The following is a 22,710-nucleotide window of genomic DNA, read 5'->3' on the forward strand; positions in this document are numbered from 1 at the left end:
CAGCGCAACCTGTCGCGATTTGTCCGGTTGCCACATTTTGTTCTTGCTTTGTGCCGGCAGCTATGCTAGTAATTTGCGTATGGTGCTGATTCGGACCGAGGACCGCCGCAAGGCGGTTTTTTTTGTCTTTAGGTTTCAGTGCCATCCGTCGAGGCTCAACTCGGCTTGTCGCGACGCTCGACGATGTAGATGTGATCGGCGACCAGCACCACGTCGCCATGCTGGTTGATCACCTCGCAGCGCTCGACGACCCGGCCTGAATCGGGTCGCTTCGGGTCGTCTTCCTTGGCCGAGATGGTGGTGCGGGTCCTGATCGTATCGCCGATGAACACCGGCTTGATAAAGCGCAGCCGGTCGTAGCCATAGGAGAAGGCAACCGGGTTGACGACGCTGGCCGTCAGCCCGACGCCGACCGAAAAAACCAGCGTGCCGTGGGCGATGCGCTGGCCGAACGGCGTCGTCTTCATGAACTCGGCGTCCATGTGGTGGGGAAAGAAATCACCGGTATGGCCGGCATGGACGACGAAATCGGTCTCGGTGATGGTGCGCCCGCTGGTCATGCGCGACGAGCCGATCCGGTAGTCCTCGAAATAGACAGTCTGCTCCATGTCAGGGCCTCGCCGCTATCGGCGTTGCCGGCGCCGCGCTCGATCGGTAGGCGGCTTCGACCAGCGCCATGGTGTTCCAGCCGTCCTCGACGGAACTGACAAGCTCGGCGTCCTCGCCCGACGCGTAGCGCTGGACATTGGCCATGCGGCCGGCAAAGGCGTCCGGAAACCATGCGCCGACGAGTGAAACCGCAATCCAGTCCGTGCCGCCTTTGGGGTAGATTTCGAGAATGTCCGGCTCGCCGCGCGGATAGTCGAGGTTGACGCCTAATTTGAGGTAAGCGGCGCCCTCGGTGCCGCAGATGCGGAATTCGCAGGCCTGGTGTTTTCGACCGAATTTGTGATCGTGGTTGATCGACAGTGCACAGCGCACGGTGTCGCCATAGTCGAGGATCGCGCTGGTGCGCGTTTGCGCAACCTTATGGCCGGGATGGCCGAGTGTCTTGGCATGAACCCCCTTGGGGTCGCCGAGCAATTGCCGGATCAGGTCGAGATAATGGATGGAATGCATGGTGATCTCGACGCGCGGCGCCTGCAACAGGAATTCCCAGAGCTGCCAGGGTGTCGCCAGCGCCAGCCATGCGTCGAAATCGACCACGTCGCCGAGCCAGCCCTTGGCGATCGCATCCCTGAGCGCCAGCATCATCGGCGCGAAGCGCAGCTGGAAATTCACCGCCGCCTTCAGATCTTTGGCGCGGCAGATTTCGAGGATCTCGGTCGCCTCGGTGAGATTGCTGCCCATCGGCTTCTGGATCAGCGCCACCGCACCATCGGGCAGCGCCCTGAGCACGCCGGCATGATAGGCCGGCGGTGTCGCCAGATCGAAGACGGCGCCCTTGATGGACGCAGCTTCCTCGACCGACCGGTAAGCGGTGACGCCCCATTTCTGCGCCAGTTTTTCCGCCTTGGGCAGGTCGGGGTCGAAAAGCCCGGCAACCGGGAAACCGGCTTTCCCATAGGCCGGGAAATGCGCATCGCCGACGATCGAGCCGGCGCCGAAAATCACGATCGGCCTGGGCTTTGACGGCTGTAGCCAGGCCTGGGAAAGCGAGGCAGGATCGAAAATGTCATCAGTCATAATGGAAGACTTCGTCCATCGACGCCCACCACTCGCCCTCCTTGCGGGTCGGCAGCGGCTCCTGGCATGGCATGCACAGCGCCCACCATTCCTGCGTCGTGGGATCGGCGGCCATCTTCGCCATGTCGGCGGCATAGTCGGTGCCGTGGTACTCGAAGGTGCTGAACAAAAGGTGCTCCGGCTCCCTCAGATAAATCGAATAATTCTTGATGTTGCAGGCGGAAATCATCTTGAGGACGTCCGGCCACACGGCAGCGTGAAGCCGCACATACTCGGCGACTTTCTCCGGCTTGAGGCCGAGCACCATTCCCATTCGCTGCATGTCCGCCTCCTATTTTTCTATCACCATGGTGAATTCCGCGATGCTCTTCGCCTTGATCGCATCCCAGTCCCAGTCGATGCCGATGCCGGGTTCGTCCGGCGCCAGCGCGTGCCCGTCCTCGATACGCATTTTCTTGCCGGTCAGCTCGTCGAGCTGGGGAATATACTCGACATATCTGCCGTTCTGAACGGCGCATGTCAGGCTGACATGCAATTCCATCAGGAAATGCGGGCAGACCGGTATGTCGAACGCCTCGGCTGCATGCGCCACCTTCAGCCACGGCGTGATGCCGCCGATGCGGCCGACATCGACCTGCACGATCGAGCACGCGCCCTTCTGCATATATTCGCGGAAATGCCGGATCGAGTAGAGCGACTCGCCGACGGCGATCGGCGTCGACGTCGCATTCGACAGGCGGATATGGCCGTCAATGTCGTCGGCCGGCAGCGGTTCCTCGATCCAGGCGAGGTCGAGTTCACGCAAGCGCTCGGCCCGGCGGATCGCCTCGTCGACCGAAAAGCCCTGGTTGCAGTCGGTCATGATTTCGTAGGAGTCTCCAACCGCCCGGCGCACCGCCGTCAGCCGGGCAAGATCCTCAGAGCCGTGCGGCTTGCCGATCTTGACCTTCGAGCCGCGAAACCCCTTGCCCTTGGCGGCCAGCGCATCCGCGACCAGCGCCTCGGTTTCGATATGCAGCCAGCCGCCTTCGGTCGTGTAGAGCGGGCAGCGGTCCTTGGCGCCGCCGGCCAGCTTCCACAGCGGCAGCCTCTGTTTCTTGGCCCGCAGGTCCCAAAGGGCAGTGTCGATGGCCGCGAGCGCGATTGCCGTGATCGCGCCGATCGTCGTGGCATGGGTGGCGAACTCCAGCTCGTGCCAGATCGCCTCGATCATGTCGGCGTCGCGGCCGATCAGCCGCGGCGCAAGGTGGTCGGCCAGCAGCCGCATCACCGAGGAGCCGCCCGTGCCGATCGTATAGCTGTAGCCGGTGCCGACCGCGCCGTCGGCGTCGGTGATGGTGACGATCGGTGTTTCCTGGCTGACAAAACTCTGGATGGCATCGGTGCGCTTGACCTTCGGCACCAGGTCGACCATCCGCAGTTCGACTTTCTCGATTTTTGCCATGATGTTAACCTCGCAATGTCCTGCCTGTTTCGGCGGAAAACAGATGGGCCTGCGACAGGTCCAGGCTCATCTTGACCCGGTCGCCGGCCTTCAGCGGCTTTGGATTGAGCATCCGCGATACCCAGTCGCTGCCGTTGAATTCGGCGAACACCAGCGTCTCGTTGCCGAGCGGCTCGGTGACGGTCACCGGCAACTCCACCTGGTGGACGTCGACGTCTTCGCCGGAGCTGATGCCATGCCCGGTCGGATAGATGTCGTCGGGCCTGAGGCCGAACACGACTTTGTCGCCGGCCTCGATATTGGCCTTGAACTGGCTGGGCAAAGGCAGCCTCTCGCCGCTGGCGAACAGCAGTTGTCCGTCGTCGACAACCGCCTCATGCAGATTCATCGGCGGCGAGCCGATGAAGCCCGCGACGAAGCGTGTCTGCGGCCGGCGGAAGACCTCGTCGGGTGTGCCGACCTGCTCGATGAAACCGTCACGCATGATGACGATGCGGTCCGCCAATGTCATCGCTTCGACCTGGTCATGGGTGACGTAGATCACTGTCGACTTGACCTTGGCGTGCAGCTTCTTGATCTCGGTGCGCATCTGCGTCCGAAGCTTTGCGTCGAGATTGGAAAGCGGCTCGTCGAACAGGAAGACGTCGGGATCGCGCACGATGGCGCGGCCCATGGCGACGCGCTGGCGCTGTCCGCCCGACAGCTGCGACGGCCGGCGGTCGAGCAACTGGTCGAGGCCGAGAATGCCGGATGCTTCGGCGACGCGACGGTCCATTTCTTCCTTCGCGGCGCCGGCTATCTTGAGCGAGAAGCCGAGATTTTCGCGCACGGTCATATGCGGGTAGAGCGCGTAGGACTGGAACACCATCGAGATGTTGCGCGAGCGCGGCGGCAGGTCGTTGACCATGCGGCCGCCGATCTCGATGATCCCGTCGCTGATCGCCTCGAGGCCGGCGATCATGCGCAGGGTTGTCGACTTGCCGCAGCCGGACGGCCCGACCAGCGCGATGAATTCGCGGTCGGCGACCTCGAGATCGATGCCGTGCACCACCGCCACCGGGCCGTAGCTTTTGGTGAGGTTCTTGAGCGATACGGTTGCCATGTCAGCCTTTCACCGCGCCGGAAGTGAGGCCGCCGACGAGGTGTTTCTGGACGATGAAGGTAAGCGTGAGCGCCGGTATGACCATGACCACGGCGAGCGCGCACATGCCGCGCCAGTCGATGGTGAATTCGGCCGTATAGTCGAGCAGGCCGACCGGCAGGGTCTTGGAATTGATCGAGCGCGTCAGCTGCGAGGCGAGCGCGAACTCGTTCCAGGAGGTGAGGAAGGCAAAGATGCCGGCCGAGGCGATGCCGGGCCCGGCCAACGGAAACTCGACCTGCCAGAAGGCCTGCCAGCGCGTGCAGCCGTCGATCTGAGCGGCTTCGGCGAGGTCTTTCGGCACCTGGCGGAAAAAGCCGTCGATCAGCCAGACGGTGAACGGCACGTTGAGCGCGACATAGACCAGGATCAGCCCGAAATGCGTGTCGATGATGCCGAGCCGCGCAAAGACGAAGAACAGCGGCAGCGACAGCGCGATGCCGGGCACCGTGCGCGTCAGCATCAGGCCGAGGAACATCGCCGACTTGGCGCGAAAGCGGTAGCGCGCAAAGGCGTAGCCGCCGGCCATGCCGATGACGATGGCGATCACCGTCGAGGTCACCGAGATGATCAGCGAATTGCGGAAGTAGTCGAGCACCGGAATGCCGCCCTGGCCGACGCCGCTGAACATGGCGATGTAGGCGTCGAGCGAGAGTTGCTGCGGAATCCACACCGGCGGCTTGGCCATGATTTCGACGGTCGGCCGCAGCGACGACAGCACGATCCAGATGCCGGGCAGGCAGATGACCAGCATGGCCAGGAACAGTCCGATGCCGTGAACGATGCCGAGCGCTTTGTTGCCGACGCGATGCAGGCTGTTCTGGTCCATCCTCACCACTCCGCCGCGATCTGCGTCCGCGCCGCGGCGAGCTTGCGGTAGAAATAGACGGTGAACAGGATCGACAGCAGGATCGAGAAATAGGCCATGGCATTGGCCAGGCCCATCCTGGCATCGCCATAGGCGGTGCGGGCGACCAGCGTCCAGACCAGTTCAGTGCGGCCGGCGGGGCCGCCGTCGGTCATGATCTTGACGATGTCATAGGCGCGCGCGACGTCGAGTGAGCGGATGGTCATGGCAATGAAAGCAAACGGCATGATGAACGGCCAGGTGACATAGCGGAATGTCTGCCACGGCGTGCAGCCGTCGACGCGGGCTGCCTCGACCGGTTCGCGCGGCATCGCCAGCAGCCCGGCCAGGATCAGGATCGCGAACACCGAAGTCGACGACCAGATCTCGGCGGTCAGGATGGCGATGAAGGCGAGATTGCCGTCGATCAGCCACGGGATGGCGCGGTCAGTCAGGCCGAGCCCCTGCAGGGCGTTGTTCACCAGGCCGATATTGTCGTTGAACATGAATTTGAACTGGAAGCCGACGAGGATCGGCGAAAACATCATCGGAAACATCATGATGGTGCGCAGGATCCGCTGGCCGCGCGATGCCTTCTCCACCAGCAGCGCCAGCCCGAGCCCGATCAGCATTTCCAGGTTGAGCGCCACCGTCAGCAGCACCACGGTGCGGGCAAAAGCGACCCAGAAAGCGCGGCTGGTCAAGATGGTGACGTAGTTGCGCGCGCCGATGAAGACCCAGAACGTCTCCGGCCTGGTCAGCCGGAACGGCGTGAAGCTGGAATAGAGCGAAAGCAGCAGCGGCACCACCACCACCGCCGCCAGAACGATCACCGCCGGCAGCAGGAGCAGCAATGGCGGCGAAGGTCTCCAGCCTTTCATGGCGATCCGGTTCTGGTTGGTGCCCGGACACCGAAGGCCGCCATCGGCGAGCTGGGATCAAGACAAAGCGTGTTGCGCATGGTTCGCAAAAAGTTCGGGGGCGCCGCTCTTCGATGAGCGCGGCGCCCCCTTGGGAGAATGGTCAAAGCTTGCCGGCGTCCTCGAGGATCTGGGTGGCCTTGGCGGCAGCGTCGTCCAGCGCCTGCTTGGAGGTCTTGTCGCCAAGGATGGCGGCCTGCAATTCGGGATAAACGGCGTTGGAGATTTCGATCCATTCAGGTGTCTGCGGCACGGCAAAAGCGTGCTTTGCCTCTTCCTGGAAAGCCGCCAGCACTTCCTTCTTGTAAGGATCGTTGGCCGCCTGCTGGATGTCCCAGTCCCACACCGCCGTGCGGGTCGGCAGTGGGCCGCTTGCCGCCTCGAGCTTCTGGCTGTCCTCATTGGTCAGGAACCAGACCAGCGACGCCGCGGCTTCCTTGCTGGCGCAGTTTTCGGTGACCGAAAATCCGTGGTGCCCCGACCAGCCGGTGCGAATGCCGGCCGATCCCTTCGGCGCCACCTTCACGCCGACATTGCCGGCGACCTTCGACGACTTCGGATCGTTGAAGAAGCCTGCCCAGCCCGGCCAGTCGAGGTTGATGGCGACGGTGCCCGAGGCAAAGCCCTGGCCGAGATCGTCCCACAGATAGTTGGTGGTGCCGGCCGGCACCGCCTTGGCCTTGTAGAGATTGACGAACCAGTCGAGCGCGTGCACGCCGGCTTCCGAGTTGAAGGCCGGCTTGCCATCCTTGTCGAGGTATTCGCCGCCGTCGGCGATGAGCATCTCGTAAAAGCGGCCGTTGATCGCCTCTTCCTTGCCGGCGAACTGGGTACCGTAGAAATCGGGCGGGCTGGCGAAGAATTCCGCCTGCTGGGCGACCTCGTCCCAGGTGTCGGGCGGTGTCAGTTCCTTGCCGTATTTGGCCTTGTAGGCGGCCTTCTTGGCTTCGTCCTGGTAGAGGCTCTTCTGGTAATAGAGCGCCGACACGTCGAACTGCGCGCGCGGCAGCATCACCAGCTTGCCGTCGAGCGTCGAGGCCTTGATCGTCGACGGCACGAAGGCGTCGATCTCCTCCTTCGGCAGCAGCTTGTAGAGGTCGGTGTAGATATCAGGATATTGCGGCGCGAAGGACGAGTGGTTCGACCCAACGCACCAGTTGATGCTGCCGGAGGCGATGTCCGATTTGATTTCCTTGTCGAGCTCGAAGTGATTTTTCTTCGAGATCACGTTGACCTTGGCGCCGGTCAGTTTTTCCCATTCGCCGATGCGTGCGTACAGCCCTTCATATTGCTGGCCGCCGATCAGCTTGGCGTCGATGGTGACGCCGTCGAATTTGCCGGGCAGGTCGGCAGCAAGGGCACTCGCACCCAGTGCGAGCAGCGTTACGCCGGCCGACAGGCCGCAAAACAGTTTCGTCATTGGTATCCTCCCAAGAGTCTGCGTCGATCCATAGCGAGGGCTGATCGGCAGCTTCATTCATATACAAACAAAACATTTATAGCATCGTCAAGCCGAAAGTTCTTCCGGAAGCAATGCCGTTATGCGTATATGAAAGGTGAAATTCACTGGAGAAGCCCAATGGCAGAGGACGAGGAAGACGACCGCTATCGAGCGCCGGCGTTGGACAAGGGGCTCGACATTCTCGAGCTGCTGGCCGGCGTCGACGGCGGCCTGACGCAGGCGGAAATCGCCAAGAAGCTCGACCGCAGCCCGAACGAGTTCTACCGCATGCTGGACCGGCTGGTGCGGCGCGGCTACGTCACGCGGCCGGATGGCGACCGTTATTCGCTGACGCTCAAGCTGTTTGGCCTGGCGCAGCTGCACGCGCCGGTGCGCCGGCTGGTTTCCTATGCGACCCCGCTGATGCGCGAGCTGGCAGAAACCTCGCAGCAGGCAAACCAGCTCGTCGTCTTCGATCGCGGCTCCGCCGTGGTGATTGCACAGCAGGAAGCGCCGGATTACTGGGGCATCTCGATCCGCGTCGGCTCGCATATCAGCCTGTTCGACACCGGCTCCGGCCATGTGTTGCTGGCGTTCCGCCCGCCGGAAGAGCGGCAGATGATGATCTCAGAACATCTGCGCAGCACCGACAAGCCACCGCAATCGCCGGAGTTCTTTGCCCGCCTCGACCAGATCCGGGAACGCGGCTACGAGATGATGGCATCGATGCAGACCGCCGGTGTCTTCAACCTGTCGACACCGGTTCTTGGTTCGGACGGCAGGGCGATCGCCGCGCTGTCGATCCCCTACATAACCCTGGTCAACGCACCCAAGGCGCCCGACATTACGAGGACGATTGAGCTGCTGCTGGCAGCGACCGAAAAGCTGTCGCAACTGGCGTGATCGACCGTCAAGCAATCGCGATGAATTCTTATTTGAATGAAGATTTTCTCCGTGAGATGATCTCGAAGTCGCCAAGGAGGAGCGCGCCGCCATGATCTTCGACACCCATCTGCACCTGATCGATCAGTCCGCGCTGCGCTATCCCTGGCTGGCCGGCGTGCCGGCACTCAACCGCGATTTCTCCTACGACGAATATGCAGTCCAGGCCCGCCGCGCCGGCATCGAGGGCGCATTGCATATGGAGGTCGATGTCGATCCTGCCGACATCGAGGCCGAAACCGGCCGTGTCAAAGCGCTGTCGCGGGAGAAGGCCAGCTTGCTGCGGGGGGCAATTGCCTCCTGCCGTCCGGAAGAGCCCGGCTTTGCCGCCTATCTCGAGCGCCAGCGCGCCGATCCTTTCGTCAAGGGCTTTCGCCGCGTGCTGCACGTCATGCCGGACGAGCTTTCGGAGGGCGCGCTGTTTCGTGAAAACATCAAGCGGCTTGCCGGCAGCGGCCTGACCTTCGACCTTGTCGTTCTGCCGCACCAGATCCCCAAGGCGATTGCACTCACCGACCTCGCGCCGGACGTGCAGTTCGTGCTCGACCATTGCGGCGTGCCCGACATCAAGGGTGGCGCCGAGCACCCCTGGCGCGAGCACATGGCGGAGATCGCGCGGCGCCCGAACGTCGTCGGCAAAATTTCCGGTGTGGTCGCCTATGCGGATGCCGGATCCTGGACTGTCGAAACGCTGCTTCCCTATGTCGAGCACACCATCGAATGCTTCGGCTGGGACCGGGTCGTCTGGGGCAGCGACTGGCCGGTCTGCACGCTTGGCGGCGGGCTTGCGACCTGGATTGCGGCAACGCATGCGTTGCTTGCCGGCACCAGCACCGATGAACGGCAACAACTGCTGTCCGGCAACGCCAAGCGGCTGTGGAGTTTGTAGAGCATTTTGCAGCCAAGTGATGGAATCACTCGGCGTCGCACAAATGCGGCTCAAACGAATAGGTGGCCTCAGATCGTCGCCGAGACGTGCCGCTCGCGACCGTAGAGCGAAACCAGGAGCACGATGACCAGGCCAAGTGCCGCCTGCACGGTCGAGGGCCGGAAGCCGAGGCCGATCAGCAGCGTGTTGATCTCCGTCAGCACCAGCACGCCGGCAATGGTGCCGAAATAGCTGCCGCGGCCGCCGACAAGGGCGGCGCCGCCGACCACCACTGCCGCGATCGTCTGGAACAGATAGGGCTGGCCGACATCGCCATAGGCCGAACCGGTGAAGCCGAGCAGCAGCACGCCGGCCGCGGCGGCGAAGAAGGCGCTCGCGGCATAGGTCACGGTCCACATGCGGACCGGATCGATCAGTGCCAGCGGCGCAGCACCTGGATTGCTGCCGAGGGCGTAGAGACGGCGGCCGTATGGCGTGCGCGCCAGCACCAGCGCCACCAGCAAGGTCAGCACCGCGACGCATGGCACCAGCCCCGGCACCGGCAGCGGTCCGACCGAACCGCCGATCGAAACGAAGGCGGAAACCGCGGCAGGCGCCGATCCGGATGGAAAGCCACCGGTCCACAACAGGACGGCACCTTGCACGATCATGCCAGTGCCGAGCGTGACGATCAGCGGGTGGATATCGAGCCCACGCGAGATCAGGCCGTTCAGCGCCCCGATCAGTATGGCGAGCACGACGACGACTGTGCAGACAAGGGCAAAATTCCAGCCGCCGCCGTAGAGCTGTGCGGCAACGACATTGGCAAAGCCGATGATGAACGGGATCGACAGATCGATACCGCCGAGGATGACGACGAGGGTCTGGCCGATCGATGCCACCGCCAGCAGCGAGGCGATCACCAGCAGCGCCCGGATGGCGAACGGCTGGGAGTAGCCCGGGATGAGCAAGGTGCCAAGGAGATGCAAGGCGACAGCGACCGCAAAGGCACCGGCGACGCGGGCATTGGTGGATTGGAGCCAGGTCTGGCTCATGCTTCTCAGCCTTTCCGTGCCGAGAGCCGCTCCTGCAGCGCCGTCATGATGACGGCCACAACCAGGATCGCGCCATAGGCGATCTGCAGCACATAGGTGGAGACGTTGAAGGCGGTCAGCACGCTCTGCAGCAGGAAGATGTCGACAGCGCCGATGGCGGCGCCGGCGAGCCCGCCGCGCCCGCCGGCAAGGCTGACGCCGCCGAGCGCCACCGCGGCAATCGCGATCAGCGTGTAGGTTGGCCCGATATTGGGGTCGGCCGAACCGATCAGCGCGGTCAGCATCAGGCCGGCGCAGGCGGCAAGTATGCCGGTCATGACATAGGCGATGAAACGCACTTTGGTGACCTGAACGCCGGCCGTGTAGGCGGCGCGATCGTCGCTGCCCACCGCCATCAGCTGGTCGTAATAAGGCGTCTGCCGCACCAGCCACCAGAACAGCAAGATCAGCGCCAGCGGCAGCGCCGACCAGGGTCCGGCCATTGCCTTCAGCCAGCCCGGCGCCGGGCCGATCGGCGCCGGCAGGATGGTCAGCGTCATGCCGGTGAGGATCAGATAGGTGCCGAGCGTTGCGACGATCGGCTGGATGCGGACGATGGTCGCCAGAAAGCCGTTGGCGGCGCCGACGATCGCGCCGATCAGAAGCGCCGCCGGCACGATGACCAGCGGCGAAGACATGCCGAGCCTGAGAAACAGCAGCTGGATCACCATCGCATTGACGAAGCCCATCAATGGCCCGACGGAAATGTCGATGCCGCCGCGCCCGGCGAGGATCACCGGAGCCGAGGCGACCGCTGCGCCGATCAGCGGCGCGGCGAGCCCGATCAGCGCGCCCCAGGCGGCAGGATGGAAGCGCGCCGGATTGAGCAGCAGATTGACCGCGATCAGGATGACCAGCAGCACTGCCGCAAAGCCAGCGCCGCGCCATCGCGCCGCCATGCGCCGCAACCCGCTCATGCGGCGCGCCCGAACATGGCGGCGATCACCGTATCGCTTTTCATCGCGTCTCCGGTGATTTCAGCCGCCACCTGCTGTTCGCGGAACACCAGCACGCGATGGCAAAGCAGGAGGATCTCCTCGATCTCGCTCGACAGGATGACCAGAGCCATGCCGTCCGCCGCCAGTCCACGAAACACATCGTAGAGGACATGGCGCGTCGCCACGTCGACACCGCGCGTCGGATCATTGAGGAGCAGGATCGCCGGTTCCAGCGCCAATGCGCGGGCCAGCAGCACCTTCTGCTGGTTGCCGCCGGAAAGCGTGGTGATCGGGGCGTCCGGCCGTGGCGCGATGATCGACAGTCTGTCCCGGTAGCTCTCATAGCGCTGCCGCCGCGCGGCGAAGCTGAGCAGACCGAAACGCATATCGCGCGACAGCGTCGAGACGGCAAAATTGTCGAGCACCGATTGGGTCGGAAAAATGCCGGTGGTGCGCCGGTCGCGCGGCAAATAGGCGATGCCGCCGGCGACCGCCTTGCGGAAATTGGTGATCGCGCGCGCTCCGGTTGGCGCCTCGACGGTCACCTCGCCGCCGGCCGGGCGTTCCAGGCCGGCCAGCACTTTCAGGAACCGCTCCTGTCCGTGGCCGTCGAGGCCGGCAAGGCCGACGATCTCGCCCGGCCCAATGGTTTGCGTCATGGGGCTTGCGCCCGGCGCGATCACCAGGCCGCGCACCGAAAGGCTGGCGCGATCAGCCATGCGCCAGCTCCGCCGCCGTGCGTGGCGCCATTGCCTTGAGAAGTTCGGATGCGGTGGACGTGCCGCGTTCCTCAGTCGTGACCACGCTGCCGCCGCGCAGCACGGAAATCCGGTCCGAAAGCGACATCACCTCGTCCATGCGATGGGTGATGAACAGGATCAGGCAGCCTTCCGAAGCAAGCTTGCGCATCATGGCAAAGACCGCCTCGCGATCGGCAAAGTCGAGCGCAGCCGTAACCTCGTCAAGGATGAGAATGCGCGGGCTGCGGACCACAGCGCGGGCGAGCACTACCAATTGCTGAACCGCAAGCGGCAATTGCCCGGCCAACTGGTCGAGCGGGATCTCGGTCACCGCAAAGCGCTTCAGCACCGCTTGCGCGCGTTGCCGCCGCTCGGCGCGCGGCACGGTGCGCGTCAGCAGGCCGTCGAGGCCGAGCAGGATGTTGTCCGTCACCGAACGGTCAGGCGCGATCAGCACTTCCTGGAACACGGTGGCCAACCCGGCGGTCTGGAACGCCGCCGGCGAGAGGCCGGTAAAGGGCGCTCCGTCGAGCAGGATCGCGCCGCTGTCCTGCTGCACGATCCCCGACAGCAGCTTGACCAGGGTGCTCTTGCCCGAACCGTTCTCGCCCAGGATGGTGTGGATCGTGCCGGCGCGGAATGCGATGGAGGCATTGGCCAGCGCAATCGTTTCGCCGTAGCGTTTCGAGATGGCCTGGACTTCCAGCATGAGCAATCCTGATGGAGAAAGCCGGCACCGCTGGTGCGGAGCCGGCCCTCATAAATGCTACTTGGCGCAGGCGTCCGGCACCTTCGAATAGTCCCAGCCCTTGGTCGGTGCCGGATTGGCGAAATAGGCATCGAGCCATTCCTCCGGCATCGGATCCTTCGGCGGGACCGGGAAGATCGAGACGGCGTCCGGCGTCATGCAGTCCTTGTACCAGGCGCCGAGGTCGGCATTGTGCACCGGCGGAATCGGGATCAGCAGCGTGTTGAGCCTGGGCTTCTGGCCCTCGAGCATACGCGCACCGACACGAAACAGCGTCTCGGCCGTCCAGTGCGGCAGAACCGCATGGCCTTCGAAGCGGTATTTGTCGGGATTGGCCTTCCAGTAGCCGAGCGCATCGCCGGTGATCGAGCCGGTGATCAGCGGGGCAGGGCGGCCGGCTCGGCAAAGGCCTCGGCGACGACGCGGCTTTCGCTGCCCGTCGTCCACACTGCATCGATCGGCGCCGGATTGGTGGCGATTGCCTGCAGCACCGCCGTCTTGGTGACGTTGGCCGTCCAATTGCCGTTGACGGTGCGCGAGACCTTGAGCTTTGAATTTTCGGCCAGCGCCTTGTCGGCACCCTGGCGCTCCTGCACGACGATCGGGTGACCGGCAATGCCTTCGACCAGAAGCACGCTGCCGCCGTCCGGCATTGCTTTGCCGATCGCGGTCATCATGTCGTAGCCCCAGCGCGCATAGTTGGAATCGACGTTGATCGCATTCGGGCTGGTCACAGACCCAGCTGCCGTGATGAAGGGGATGCCGGCTTTGGCTGCGGCATCGATGGCGTCGTCCAGCGCCGTTGCCGAGCCGGGGATCGAGGTGATGATCGAGCATTTCTTGTCGATGAAGGCGCGGATCTGGTTGATCTGCTGACTGGCGTCGTTGTTGGAATCCGACACCTCGAAGCTCGCCACGGTGCCGTCGGCGATCAGGCCGTCGACCAGCCGCTTCAACTCCTTGGTCACGGTGACGCGCCACGGATTGCCCTGGTAGGACTCGGAGTGGCACCATTTCCACGGCTTTGACGGCGGCGTGAAATTATCCCAGGCCGACGGCAGCACCTTTTGCGGCGCGCCGTCATATTGTGCCTTCAGTTCGGTCGGCAATCCAGCAATCACGCCCGAAACGTCTTGAGCGCAGGCTATGGTCGTGACCGATGCAAGTGCGGTTGCGGCCAAAAGGCCGCGGATCAGGCTGTTCATGTTCTCCTCCGTTCGGTTGTTCAGGCTCCTCCGCCGGCAACGCCGGACACCTGCGTCGAAAGGCTCTCCCGAAACAGGCGATTGAGATCGGCAACGACGCGAGCGGCATTGTGCCTTTCGCTCTGGCCGAGATTGATGCGATCGGACGCCGCCTGCTGGAACGCCATGTAGCCGTCGTGCCGCGGCCTCACCCAGGCATCTTCGAGCGTGGCCCGGGTGTCCTTGTAGAAATTGCCGGCGGCGGCGTTGACGGCGGCATCCGTCCAGGCTGCCGCATGGCCGGGCTGGCCGCCGGCCGAGGCGTAAGGGCCGCGCTGCACGTCACCGCTGGCGATCCAGTAGGCGAAGTCGATTGCCGCCTGCCTGGCCTTCGAAAAGGCCGACACGGCAATGCCGGTGCCGCCGAGCGCCGAGCCTTTGGGGCCGGCATTGCCAGCGGCCGGGATATCCGCGAAAGCCAGGCGGTTGGGTCGAAACCCGGCGATGGCATAGGAGACATAGCCATAGATCAGCGGCGCGCAGGCGATCCGCGAGCCGGATCCGGCCATTTGCTCCAGAACCGCGATCGGATCCATGCCAAGACAGGCCGGGTCGACGAGGGCTGCGATCTCGCGCATCATCTCGAAGACCTGCTTGCCCGCTGCCGGATCCACATGGTCGCCAGGGCCTTCACCGGCGGGCCGGCCGAGATTGCCGGCAAGCGTGTAGAACACCATCAGCGAATGCGGCGGCCTGAGCGGCAACAGCACGTGGCCTTGCCGGGCCAGATCGAGGGCATCGGCCCAGCTCGCCGGCGCAGCCGAAAGCATGTCGGGCCGCCATGCCTGCACCTGGCTGGCCGCGTCGATCGGAAACGCCCACTGCCGGCCTTGCCAGTCGTAGCTCGGAAAGGACCGGCCGACACTGCCCGCCGCAAGTGCTGCACGTTCGGCTTCCCGGCCGGCGACATCGAGCGGCGCCAGGCAATTCTCGGCGGTGATCTGGCCGACATGCGGATGGTCGACGACGATCAGGTCGTAGGCACGGGCCAGTTCCTCGACCGGGAAGGATTCGAAATCCTGCAGCGAGCGCTTGTCCCATTCAACGGCGATGCCAGTTTGTTGCTTCCACAGTCTCGAACAGGCGACCATCGGGTCATAGCCGCGCGGATGGCTCCAGGTCATGCCTTTGAGCGTGACGTCGCTCACAGCCCGAACTCCACGCGGATTTTTGCGCTGTGCTCGCCGATGCGTGGCGCGGCCCGCTCGACCTTCGCGCGGATGCCGTCTACCCTGAGCGGCGAGCGCGTGGTGAGGATCGAAACATCATCCTCGCGCGTCACCGTCTGCAGCATGTCGAGGACCTGGAAGCCTTCGCTGGCCATCATTTCCGGCCAGGTCAAAACCTTGGCGCACCAGATGTCGGCAGGCTCGAGAATGGCAAGCCATTCGTCGACCGTCTTCGTTGCGATCTTTTGCGCGATGATCGCCTTGATCTCGTCGCGGGCGGTGAACCAGGTCGACGGCTGGTCGCGATAGGGCGCAAGCTCCTCGAGCCCGAGGAGATCGGCGAGTTTCGAGATTGGCGTCATGGCGATCGCCAGATAGCCGCCCTTGGCCGGATAGACGCCGTAGGGCGCCGAGAGATAGGCGTGCGCGCTGCGGAAGCTCGACCGCCGCGGCAGCCGGCGCCCGTCATTGAGATGCGTGGTCAGCACCTCGAACTGGAAGTCGACCAGCGCTTCGAGCAGGCTGGTCTCGACATGGCTGCCCTTGCCGGTCACGCCGCGCCGCACCAGTGCGGCGAGGATGCCTTGCGCGGCGGCGGAGCCCGCCAGCATGTCGGCGATCGCCAGGCCGAAGGGCACCGGCCCTTGGTCCTCGTCGCCGTTCAGCCACATCACGCCGGAGCGGGCCTGCGCCAGCAGATCCTGCCCGGGCCGCTTGACCCACGGGCCTTCCTCGCCATAGCCGCTGATCGAGGCATAGACCAGGCGCGGATTGATCTTGCGCACCGCCTCGTAATCGAAGCCCAGGCGTTCGATGACGCCGGGCCTGAAATTCTGGATCAGCACGTCGGCCTTGGCCAGCAGGCCGCGCAGCGCCGCAAGGTCGGCCTCGTCCTTTAAGTCGATGGCAAGGCTTTCCTTGGCGCGGTTGATCGCATGGAAAATGGTGGAATCGCCGCCGATCTCGGTGTCGCTGAGATAGAGCCGGCGCGACAGATCGCCGCCGTCCGGCCGTTCGATCTTGATGACGCGAGCGCCGAGGTCGAGTAGTCGCAGCGAGCAGTAAGGCCCGGACAAGAACTGGCTCATATCGACAACGATGAGCCCGGTCAGCGGCAGTTCGGCAATGGCAGCCATTGCCTATTTCTCCGTCTTGCCGGCGAAATCGGCCGGATTGCGGTACTTCACCGTCTGCAGGTGCTCGCAATAAAGCACGAGCTCGCCTTCACCCTTGAAGACTTCATAGCTGGCGCGGATCAGCCCCATTTCCTTGTATTTTGGCTTCTTGTCGAGGTTGGAGCGGATCGAATAGATCGTGTCGCCTATGAACACCGGCTTGATGAAGCGCAATTTGTCGTAGCCATACGAAAAGGCGTTGATGCAATTGGTGGCGACGAGACCGAGCCCGGCTGAGAACACGAAGGCCCCTGCCACCAGCCGCTTGCCGAAAATGCCTTGCGTCTCGGCGAACATCTGGTCCTGCACGTATGGATGGATGTCGAGCACCAGCGTGTTGAAGAGATGGCTGTCGCCCTCGGCAATGGTCCGGCGCAGCGAGCGGATCTTCTGGCCGACCGGCCAGTCTTCGTAGAACCAGTTCTCCGCGTTCCAGACGGGAAGGTCGGCGTGATTCCTAGGCATGTTGGCGGGGTGTGTCGATGCCACGCCCACGGTTGGCGCGAAACCGCTCATGACGACTTCCTCTGGGAGCGGGAATCGTCCATCAGGGCGCGCCGCAGACCAGCGAAATGCATGATCGATCCTCCCGTCAATCTTCTTTTGTGAATAGTATTTTCACATATGGGGTTGTGTTGCAAGCGTGAACAGGCGAAATTTTGCCTGCTCCGTCGGGGCCAATGCCGGCGGAACAAGGGAGGAAGTGATGCAGAATGCCTGTCTGGTTTTCGTCGGCAGCCTCAATCGCGACGCCCCGTATTTTCAGGGCGCGCGCGGCATCGGGCTGGGTGTCTACAGTTTCGACGAAGGGACGCTGCAGACGAAGAAACTGGCCGAGACGGGAGACATCGACAATCCCACCTTCCTGTCGGTGACGCCGGACGGCTCCCACATCTATGCCAACTCAGAAGTGTTCACCTGGCGCGAAGGGGTGGTCTCGGCCTACCGTTTCGACAGGCAGACCGCCACGCTGTCCTACATCAACAAGCAGCCGACGCTGGGCAGCATCACGGCGCACAACGCCATCACGCGCGACCGGACGAAGCTGCTGGTCGCCAATTACGGCATGGGCGAGGGCGGCCCCGATCGCTCGGTCGTGGTCTATGGGTTGGGTGAGAATGGCGGCCTGACAGCGCCGTTGTCGAGCGTTGCCCATAGCGGGACCGGACCAGATCCTGCCCGCCAGGAGCGGCCGCATGCCCATAGCGTAACCGAGACGGTTGCCGGCGGCATGGCGATCGTCGCTGACCTCGGCATCGACCGGCTGGTGTCCTATCGCATCGGCTCAGACGGCAGCCTGACGAAGCTCGCCGAGTCGGCGCTTGCGCCAGGCGCGGGTCCGCGCCATCTCGCACTGCATCCGGGCGGTCGCTTCGTGTTCGTCATGAACGAGCTGGATTCGACGGTTGTCTCGCTGGCGCTGGACGAAGCATCAGGCAAGCTTACGGTGATCGACAGCAAGCCGGCCGTGCCGCCCGAGGCGCGCGACGGCAATCACTGCGCCGACATCCAGATCTCGCCTGACGGCCGCTTTCTCTACGGCTCCAACCGCGGCCATGACAGCATAGTGGTGTTTTCGATCGACCAGCAAACCGGCAGGCTTGCCCTTGTGGGCTATACGCCTTGCGGCGGCGCCACGCCGCGCAATCTGGCACTGACGCCCTCGGGCGGCCATCTGTTCTCGGCCAACCAGAATGCCGACCGCATCTCGATTTTCGCCCGTGATGCCGCAACCGGCCGGCTGACCGACACCGGCCGATCCATCGAGATTGGCACACCGATGTGCGTGAGGATCGTGCGTTGACGCGATCTCAGAACTCGAGCGCCTGCCTGAGTGCCGGGCCGCTCCTGACGCGCAAATCGAGGTCGGCCTCGATATGGTCGATGTGGTGCAGCATCAGCGCGCTGGCGCGTTCGGCATTGCCATTTTCCAGCGCCTCGAGGATCTGCGTGTGTTCGTTGTGGCCGCAGCTCGAGATGCCCGAGCGGCCATAGAGTGCGATCACCAGCGATGAACGAGCGACCAATTCCTCCATGAAGCGCTGCAGGATGACGTTTCCCGCGACCGACGCCAGAAGCAGGTGAAAATCCCCCGACGCCTTGATCTCCGATCGCCTTGCGTTCGGTCCGCGTTCGGCGATGAAACGGCCTTCTTCGTCGAGCTGGGCCTTGAACGCGGCGACATGCGCCGGCGTCATCCGTCCGGCGGCGGCAATCGCGATGCCTGGTTCGATGAGCCGGCGCGAAGCAAAAACCTGCCGCGCTTCCTCCGGCGACGGATTGGCGACGAAGGCGCCGCGATTGCGCTCGGTGCGCACCAATCCCTCGAAGGAAAGCATCTGCAGTGCCGCACGCGCCACGGTGCGGCTGACATCGAACAGCGTGCCGACTTCGCCTTCGGATAGCTTTGTTCCCGGCGCTAGCCGGCGATCGACGATCGCGTCGCGCAACTGGTCGCGGATCGCCTGCGCGCGATCCTCGTTGGCGGCCTCGATAGCAGGGAAGGTCTGGTCGGCAATGTTCATGGCAGTGGTCCTGCGTTCTTCTACCCTGAATCGCATCGCTTGGACGAGAGACAAAGTGAATACAGAGATGAAAAAGATTGCATACGATCTTTGCGAAGATCGGCGGCAATCGCCTATAATTTGTGCATTGCACAAGGGCGACGTATCGGCAGCTATATAGAGGCGGCCCTGATTTCTTCGAGGATTCAGTCGGTTGGTGCGGCGGCGCGCAACTGGCACGCATGATGCTTTGGCTAATCCGACCAAAGGGGAAGCTGGATGTCCAAAGCCGCCGAAATCGACATTGTGTCCGTTTCGAAAGTCTATGGCGCGACGACTGCCGTCGAAGGCATCAGCCTGAAAATCCCTGCGGGTACCTATTGCTGCCTGCTCGGTCCGTCCGGCTGTGGCAAGACCTCGACGCTGCGCATGATCGCCGGGCACGAGAGCATATCGAGTGGCGACGTGCGTCTCGGCAACACAGTGGTCACCGACCTGCCGCCGGCCAGGCGCGGCACTGCCATGATGTTCCAGTCCTACGCACTGTTTCCGCATCTCGACCTGATCGACAATGTCGCCTTCAGCCTGAAGATGAAAGGCGTCGGCAAGGAGGAGCGCCGCGCCAAGGCACTCGACATGCTGAAGCTGATGCAGATGGAGGCCTATGCCAGCCGCCGCCCGGCGCAGCTTTCCGGCGGGCAGCAGCAGCGCGTTGCTCTTGCGCGCGCATTGATCACCGATCCCGAGGCGCTGTTGCTCGACGAACCGCTTTCGGCGCTCGATCCTTTCCTGAAGATCCGCATGCGAGCCGAACTGAAGAAGCTGCAGACGTCGCTCGGCATCACTTTCGTCCACGTCACCCACAGCCAGGAAGAGGCGATGGCGCTGGCCGACCTGATCGTGGTGATGAACGATGGCCGTATCGAGCAGGCGGCGCACCCTCGCACGGTGTTCGAGCGGCCGGCCACGGCCTTCGTCGCTCGTTTCATGGGCGACCACAATGTCATCTCCGGGCGCGTCGCCGGCAGTCGCGACGGCATGGTCGTTTTCGATGTGCCCGGCGGCGTCACGCTCGCGGCCAGCGGGCAGGGCAGGGAGACCGGGGAACCCATCGACATCGCCATTCGCACCGACCACGTGCGCATCGGCGAGCCGCCGGCAGCCGGGCTCGGCTTCACCGGCATCGTTTCAAACGTCGAGTACCGCGGTTCGACCGTGAAGCTCTCGGTCAATGGCGCCGGCATCGAGGATTTCACCGTAATCGTCGACGACACCAGCTTCTTCGCCAGCCCGGTTGCCGTCGGCGACGCAGTGCCGATCGCCTGGGACGCCGAGGACGCGATCGTCCTTGGTCGTCTCGATTCCTGAAATCCAGCATAACCAATCAAAACAGGGGAACTGAACATGACCAACACCACCGACAAGAAGACTGGAATATCGCGACGTTCGCTGCTCAAGACAGGTGCCGCCGCCGTCGGTTTCGCCGCCGGTTCCGGCACCATATCTGGCTTTCCGACCATCTGGGCGCAATCGAACATCACGCTGCGCCAGTTCGGCACCGGCGTATCCAACCTCAATGCCATCGCCGACAAGTGCAAGGCCGATCTCGGCATCACGCTGGAGATGACAGCAACCGATTCCGACGCCGCCGCACAGCGCGCCGTGACGCAGCCCGACAGCTACGACATCGCCGACATCGAATACTGGATCTGCAAGAAGGTGTTCCCGACAGGCGTCCTGCAGCCGATGGATGTCACCAAGCTGAAATATTACGACGAGCTGGTGCCGCTGTTCAAAACCGGCAAGCTGGCGCCGGACAGCGTTATCGCCCAGGGCACCGCGCCGCACACGGTCGGTTACGTCGAGGCGCAGGACAGCAAGGTCTTCGCCAAGGCGCCGACCAACTGGTTCACCATGGTGCCGACGATCTACAATGCCGATACGCTCGGCATCCGCCCCGACCTCGTCGGCCGCGATATCACCACCTGGGCCGACATCATGGATCCGGCCTTCAAGGGCAAGACCGCCATCCTCAACATCCCGTCGATCGGCATCATGGATGCGGCGATGATCATGGAAGCCACCGGCAACATCAAATACGCCGACAAGGGCAACATGACCAAGGAGGAGATCGACAAGACGATCGACTTCCTGATCAAGGCCAAGCAAGCCGGCCAGTTCCGCGCCTTCTGGAAATCCTTCGACGAGAGCGTCAACCTGATGGCTTCAGGCGAAGTGGTGATCCAGTCAATGTGGTCGCCGGCCGTGGCCGCGGTCCGCTCCAAGGGCATCGCGTGCCGGTTCCAGCCGCTCAAGGAAGGCTACCGGTCCTGGGGTGGCGGGCTTGGCCTGGCAGCCCATCTCTCCGGCGCCGAACTCGATGCCGCCTATGAATACATCAACTGGTACACGTCCGGCTGGGTTGGCGGCTATCTCAACCGCCAGGGCTATTACTCGGCCAACATGGTGTCGGCCAAGAAGTTCATGTCCGAGGACGAGTGGGGCTACTGGATCGAAGGCAAGCCGGCAAAGGGCGATATCCTGTCGCCGGACGGCAAGGTCATGGAAAAGGCTGGCGCCGTGCGTGACGGCGGCTCTTTCGAAGAGCGCATGGGCAAGGTCGCCTGCTGGAACTCGGTCATGGACGAAGACCGCTACATGGTGAAGCGCTGGAACGAGTTCATCGCTGCGTAGGTACAACGTCTTCCCCTTCTCCCCTTGTGGGAGAAGGTGGATTGGCGCGCAGCGCCAAGACGGTTGAGGGGTGCCGGCCGGAGCGCTGTTGGTGCCAAGCTGGAACACCCCTCATCCGACCGAGCTTCGCTCGGCCACCTTCTCCCACAAGGGGGAGAAGGAAAGGCGGCTTCGCCGCATCGCTGACTTATACCGAGATGTTCATGACAGCCGCGCTCGAACGCCCCGCCACCGCCGCCGCCAAACCCGCCAGACGCCGCCGGCTCTCGATCGGCGCCCTCGTCCCCTATCTCCAGGCAACACCACTTGCCCTGATCCTCGGCGCGTTCCTCCTGCTGCCAATTCTGATGATCGCCGTGGTCTCATTCTGGGATTACGATTTCGCAGCGATGTATCCGGATTTCCTGACCACCAATTATTCCGACACGCTCGGCTCCTGGGTCACCTGGAAAACCTACCTGAATACGCTGAAATACGCCGCCATCGTCTGGGCGCTGACGCTGTTCATCGGTTTCTGGGTCGCCTATTTCCTTGCCTTCCATATCAGGACCACGGCCATGCAGATGGTGCTGTTCCTTGTCTGCACGGTGCCGTTCCTGACCTCCAACATCATCCGCATGATCTCGTGGATTCCGGTGCTTGGCCGCAATGGCCTGGTCAACTCGACGCTGGTGCAAATGGGGCTGATCCCGAAGCCGATCGAATGGCTGCTCTATTCCGAATTCGCCGTGGTGCTGGCCATGGTGCATCTCTATACGCTGTTCATGGTGACGCCGATCTTCAACACGCTGATGCGCATCGACAAGTCATTGATAGAAGCCGCGCGCGACGCCGGCGCTTCCGGCTGGCAGGTTCTGTGGAACGTCGTCATTCCGCTCGCCAAGCCCGGCATGGCGATCGGCACCATTTTCGTCGTCACCCTGGTGATGGCCGACTTCTCGACGGTGCAGGTGATGTCCGGCGGGCAGAGCGCCTCCGTCGCGCTGATGATGAAGAACCAGATGTCGCTGCTGCAATATCCGGCAGCCGCCGCCAACGCCGTCGTGCTCTTGGTGCTGGTGCTGCTGATGGTCGCGGGCATCCTGCGCATCGTCGACATCCGCAAGGAGCTGTGA

General features: G+C 63.5%; 24 protein-coding genes. 6 read left to right on the top strand and 18 right to left on the bottom strand.

Features of this window, described 5'->3' with window-relative positions:
* Nucleotides 1-155: 155 nt before the first annotated feature.
* From NKJ73_RS10465 to NKJ73_RS10500, 8 genes are all read right to left on the bottom strand, one after another.
* The gene (locus tag NKJ73_RS10465; protein WP_352569274.1) at nucleotides 156-608 is read right to left on the bottom strand and encodes a MaoC/PaaZ C-terminal domain-containing protein; all 453 of its coding nucleotides are present in this window, start codon (nucleotides 606-608) and stop codon (nucleotides 156-158) included.
* A 1-nt stretch (nucleotide 609) separates the two neighbouring features.
* The gene (locus tag NKJ73_RS10470; RefSeq protein ID WP_352569276.1) at nucleotides 610-1,686 is read right to left on the bottom strand and encodes a Gfo/Idh/MocA family protein; all 1,077 of its coding nucleotides are present in this window, start codon (nucleotides 1,684-1,686) and stop codon (nucleotides 610-612) included.
* On the bottom strand, nucleotides 1,679-2,008 hold the full coding sequence (locus NKJ73_RS10475; RefSeq protein WP_023676093.1) for an L-rhamnose mutarotase: 330 nt from the start codon (nucleotides 2,006-2,008) through the stop codon (nucleotides 1,679-1,681). The genes NKJ73_RS10470 and NKJ73_RS10475 overlap by 8 nt, the downstream gene beginning before the upstream one ends.
* A 9-nt stretch (nucleotides 2,009-2,017) precedes the next feature.
* Nucleotides 2,018-3,130, bottom strand: coding sequence for a mandelate racemase/muconate lactonizing enzyme family protein (locus tag NKJ73_RS10480; RefSeq protein WP_352569278.1), 1,113 nt, complete (start codon nucleotides 3,128-3,130; stop codon nucleotides 2,018-2,020).
* 4 nt (nucleotides 3,131-3,134) lie between these two features.
* Nucleotides 3,135-4,232 (bottom strand): ABC transporter ATP-binding protein, encoded by a 1,098-nt coding sequence (locus NKJ73_RS10485; RefSeq protein ID WP_352455292.1) that lies wholly within the window; start codon nucleotides 4,230-4,232, stop codon nucleotides 3,135-3,137.
* A 1-nt stretch (nucleotide 4,233) separates the two neighbouring features.
* Complete coding sequence (locus NKJ73_RS10490) at nucleotides 4,234-5,100, bottom strand: carbohydrate ABC transporter permease (protein WP_352451567.1); 867 nt, start codon at nucleotides 5,098-5,100, stop codon at nucleotides 4,234-4,236.
* Between the two features lie 2 nt (nucleotides 5,101-5,102).
* Nucleotides 5,103-5,999 (bottom strand): carbohydrate ABC transporter permease, encoded by an 897-nt coding sequence (locus NKJ73_RS10495; RefSeq protein WP_352569280.1) that lies wholly within the window; start codon nucleotides 5,997-5,999, stop codon nucleotides 5,103-5,105.
* Between the two features lie 142 nt (nucleotides 6,000-6,141).
* Nucleotides 6,142-7,458: a type 2 periplasmic-binding domain-containing protein gene (locus NKJ73_RS10500; protein ID WP_352569283.1), complete on the bottom strand. Its 1,317-nt coding sequence runs from the start codon at nucleotides 7,456-7,458 to the stop codon at nucleotides 6,142-6,144.
* A 159-nt stretch (nucleotides 7,459-7,617) separates the two neighbouring features.
* On the opposite strand from NKJ73_RS10500, the gene NKJ73_RS10505 reads away from it, so the two are divergent.
* On the top strand, nucleotides 7,618-8,382 hold the full coding sequence (locus NKJ73_RS10505) for an IclR family transcriptional regulator (RefSeq protein WP_352569285.1): 765 nt from the start codon (nucleotides 7,618-7,620) through the stop codon (nucleotides 8,380-8,382).
* Nucleotides 8,383-8,473: 91 nt separating this feature from the next.
* Nucleotides 8,474-9,310 carry an amidohydrolase family protein gene (locus NKJ73_RS10510; RefSeq protein WP_352569287.1) on the top strand — a complete coding sequence of 279 codons (837 nt, stop codon included), beginning with the start codon at nucleotides 8,474-8,476 and terminating at the stop codon, nucleotides 9,308-9,310.
* 68 nt (nucleotides 9,311-9,378) lie between these two features.
* On the opposite strand, the gene NKJ73_RS10515 is transcribed toward NKJ73_RS10510, so the two are convergent.
* The 9 genes from NKJ73_RS10515 to NKJ73_RS10555 are packed head-to-tail and all read right to left on the bottom strand — an operon-like array spanning nucleotide 9,379 to nucleotide 16,913.
* Complete coding sequence (locus tag NKJ73_RS10515) at nucleotides 9,379-10,344, bottom strand: ABC transporter permease (RefSeq protein ID WP_352569289.1); 966 nt, start codon at nucleotides 10,342-10,344, stop codon at nucleotides 9,379-9,381.
* 5 nt (nucleotides 10,345-10,349) lie between these two features.
* Nucleotides 10,350-11,300 carry an ABC transporter permease gene (locus tag NKJ73_RS10520; RefSeq protein WP_352569291.1) on the bottom strand — a complete coding sequence of 317 codons (951 nt, stop codon included), beginning with the start codon at nucleotides 11,298-11,300 and terminating at the stop codon, nucleotides 10,350-10,352.
* Nucleotides 11,297-12,040 (bottom strand): ATP-binding cassette domain-containing protein, encoded by a 744-nt coding sequence (locus tag NKJ73_RS10525; protein WP_352569293.1) that lies wholly within the window; start codon nucleotides 12,038-12,040, stop codon nucleotides 11,297-11,299. Before NKJ73_RS10525 ends, NKJ73_RS10520 begins: the two co-directional genes overlap by 4 nt.
* A complete protein-coding gene (locus tag NKJ73_RS10530; protein ID WP_352569295.1) occupies nucleotides 12,033-12,770 on the bottom strand; it encodes an ATP-binding cassette domain-containing protein in 738 nt (245 codons plus the stop codon). The genes NKJ73_RS10525 and NKJ73_RS10530 overlap by 8 nt, the downstream gene beginning before the upstream one ends.
* A gap of 57 nt (nucleotides 12,771-12,827) precedes the next feature.
* Nucleotides 12,828-13,256 carry a type 1 periplasmic-binding domain-containing protein gene (locus NKJ73_RS10535; protein ID WP_352569297.1) on the bottom strand — a complete coding sequence of 143 codons (429 nt, stop codon included), beginning with the start codon at nucleotides 13,254-13,256 and terminating at the stop codon, nucleotides 12,828-12,830.
* Complete coding sequence (locus NKJ73_RS10540; RefSeq protein WP_352569298.1) at nucleotides 13,187-14,014, bottom strand: substrate-binding domain-containing protein; 828 nt, start codon at nucleotides 14,012-14,014, stop codon at nucleotides 13,187-13,189. Before NKJ73_RS10540 ends, NKJ73_RS10535 begins: the two co-directional genes overlap by 70 nt.
* 20 nt (nucleotides 14,015-14,034) lie before the next feature.
* Nucleotides 14,035-15,177: an extracellular solute-binding protein gene (locus NKJ73_RS10545; RefSeq protein WP_352569442.1), complete on the bottom strand. Its 1,143-nt coding sequence runs from the start codon at nucleotides 15,175-15,177 to the stop codon at nucleotides 14,035-14,037.
* Nucleotides 15,178-15,197: 20 nt separating this feature from the next.
* Nucleotides 15,198-16,358 (bottom strand): CaiB/BaiF CoA transferase family protein, encoded by a 1,161-nt coding sequence (locus tag NKJ73_RS10550; RefSeq protein WP_352569300.1) that lies wholly within the window; start codon nucleotides 16,356-16,358, stop codon nucleotides 15,198-15,200.
* 3 nt (nucleotides 16,359-16,361) lie between these two features.
* The gene (locus NKJ73_RS10555) at nucleotides 16,362-16,913 is read right to left on the bottom strand and encodes a MaoC family dehydratase (RefSeq protein WP_023676078.1); all 552 of its coding nucleotides are present in this window, start codon (nucleotides 16,911-16,913) and stop codon (nucleotides 16,362-16,364) included.
* A gap of 190 nt (nucleotides 16,914-17,103) precedes the next feature.
* Between NKJ73_RS10555 and NKJ73_RS10560 the strand changes: the two genes are divergently transcribed.
* Nucleotides 17,104-18,201, top strand: coding sequence for a lactonase family protein (locus tag NKJ73_RS10560; protein WP_352569302.1), 1,098 nt, complete (start codon nucleotides 17,104-17,106; stop codon nucleotides 18,199-18,201).
* Nucleotides 18,202-18,208: 7 nt separating this feature from the next.
* Here the strand turns inward: NKJ73_RS10560 and NKJ73_RS10565 are convergent, their stop codons facing one another.
* Nucleotides 18,209-18,922 carry a GntR family transcriptional regulator gene (locus NKJ73_RS10565; RefSeq protein ID WP_023676076.1) on the bottom strand — a complete coding sequence of 238 codons (714 nt, stop codon included), beginning with the start codon at nucleotides 18,920-18,922 and terminating at the stop codon, nucleotides 18,209-18,211.
* A 258-nt stretch (nucleotides 18,923-19,180) separates the two neighbouring features.
* Here NKJ73_RS10565 and NKJ73_RS10570 point away from each other — a divergent pair, with 258 nt between their 5' ends.
* From NKJ73_RS10570 to NKJ73_RS10580, 3 genes are all read left to right on the top strand, one after another.
* Nucleotides 19,181-20,269, top strand: a complete 1,089-nt coding sequence (locus NKJ73_RS10570; protein ID WP_352569303.1) for an ABC transporter ATP-binding protein — start codon at nucleotides 19,181-19,183, stop codon at nucleotides 20,267-20,269.
* Between the two features lie 36 nt (nucleotides 20,270-20,305).
* Nucleotides 20,306-21,595, top strand: a complete 1,290-nt coding sequence (locus tag NKJ73_RS10575) for an ABC transporter substrate-binding protein (protein ID WP_352569304.1) — start codon at nucleotides 20,306-20,308, stop codon at nucleotides 21,593-21,595.
* A 203-nt stretch (nucleotides 21,596-21,798) separates the two neighbouring features.
* Nucleotides 21,799-22,710: an ABC transporter permease gene (locus tag NKJ73_RS10580; protein ID WP_023676073.1), complete on the top strand. Its 912-nt coding sequence runs from the start codon at nucleotides 21,799-21,801 to the stop codon at nucleotides 22,708-22,710.

Origin of the sequence: Mesorhizobium sp. M0074 (assembly GCF_040322975.1) — a bacterium.
Classification (GTDB): Bacteria; Pseudomonadota; Alphaproteobacteria; order Rhizobiales; family Rhizobiaceae; genus Mesorhizobium.